This is a genomic window from Pseudonocardia sp. SID8383 (genome assembly GCF_009864975.1).
Classification (GTDB): Bacteria; Actinomycetota; Actinomycetes; order Mycobacteriales; family Pseudonocardiaceae; genus Pseudonocardia; species Pseudonocardia alni.
This window is the reverse complement of the sequence record NZ_WWFY01000821.1, coordinates 1-1,555: the sequence shown is the minus strand read 5'-3', so window position 1 is coordinate 1,555 and position 1,555 is coordinate 1. Positions and strand designations below refer to the sequence as shown.

Annotated in this window: 2 protein-coding genes; both read right to left on the bottom strand. The window is 76.7% G+C overall.

The annotated features are described in order from the left end of the window. A partial coding sequence (locus GTW08_RS19920) for a hypothetical protein (protein ID WP_202417438.1) occupies positions 1-280 on the bottom strand: 280 nt, incomplete at its 3' end. A gap of 4 nt (positions 281-284) precedes the next feature. Beyond that, positions 285-1,424, bottom strand: a complete 1,140-nt coding sequence (locus GTW08_RS19915; RefSeq protein WP_073577874.1) for a hypothetical protein — start codon at positions 1,422-1,424, stop codon at positions 285-287. Between the last annotated feature and the right edge of the window lie 131 nt (positions 1,425-1,555).

Below are 1,555 nucleotides of genomic sequence, written 5' to 3'. Positions count from 1 at the left end.
CGTACGGGGCGCCGTCGAGGGTGGTGCCCGCGGCCGTGCCGGCCCGGGTGCCGTGCGCGGCGACGAGGTAGGCGCGTGCCACCGCCCCGGGCGACGACGGCCGCGTCGCCGGCACGGGTGGCTCCGCTCCGCGGACAGGACCGGGATCACCGAGGGCGTCCCGGTCGGCCGAGGTCAGCACGGCCTGCGACGGCGGTCCGGGCAGCAGGGCCGGCACCAGCAGGGCCAGGGGAACCGCGAGTACCGCGGCGAGCACGAGCAGCGGCAGGGGACGTCGCACGGGGTCACTCCGCGAAGCTGATGTGGACATGGTCGTAGTGGCCGCCGGTCGCGTCGGAGGTGTCGTAGACCCCGCCGCCGGTGTAGCGACGGCCCCAGCCGGAGCCGTCGGCGCGCACCGAGGGGTCCCAGTAGCGGCCCTGCCAGATCAGGTACTCGACCTTCAGCGGGGCCGCGTTGCGTGCCAGCCAGCGCGCGATCGCCCAGCCCTCGTCGAGGTCGGCGCCCTTCGCGAACGCCCCGGCCTTCCCGGTGAACACGTCGCAGGCCCTGCCCTTCGGATGGTCCGACCGCGGGTTCTGCAGGTGCTCGTCCCAGCAGCCGACCGTCTCGATGGTCGGGCCGAAGACCGCCCGGACCGCGTCGAGACCGTGCTTCGTCGCGCCGGTCAGGCAGCCGCCGGAGCGCACCGGATCGGGTTCGTGGCAGCCCGTCGCGCCGCCGGTCCAGGCGGGTGCCGGTGCCGACGCGGCGTCCTTCGCCGCCGGTGCCTTCGCCGGGGCGGCCTTCTGCGGCGGTGGCGGGGACGACTCGCGGTCGTCGACGGCCGTTGTGCCGGAGTAGTCTGCGACGAAGCCGTGCACCGCGTCGAGGTAGCGCCGGATCGCCGACGCGCACGCCTGCGAGCAGTCCGCCTCCCCGCCCGTCGGGACCCCTGACGCCGAGCCGGTGACCCGGCTGCACCCCGCGATGTGGCAGACCAGCATCGCGTCGAGCACCGGCACGTCCTTCGGGGTCGTCGCCAGGTACCCGGCGGCGGCGCGCAGCGTCGAGCAGAGCCACGGCACGACGACGCGCAGGTGCCCCTCCGGCTCGGTCAGCGCCGCGTCCGGCCACGGCGCGCCCCCGGCCGCGACCCAGGTCCGTTCCGAGACCTGCAGCAGCCCGGCGGCGGTGCCGGTGCGCAGCTCCGGATCCCAGCCCGACTCCGCCTGCACCTGGGCGACCACCCAGGCCGGTGGCAGCTCCGGGCAGCCCTGCGAGGTCAGCTCCGTGACCAGGTCGAGGTACGGCCGCGCCGCCTCCGGCACGCGAGCCGCGTCGACGCCCGAGGTGGCCGGTTCCGCGGCCGGTGCGGCCAGGACCTGCCCCGCCGCCCCCAGCAGGAGTGCGACGACGACCGGCACGATCAGCAGCGCTCGCACGGCTCACCGGACCGGCCCGGTCGGGACCGCCAGCACCCCGCGCAGGGGTCGCAGCCCACCGACGCCGGCCGGGGTGAGCGGCCGGTCGAGCCGGCCGGACGTCGTCAGCGCGGTGACGATCCGGCCGATCG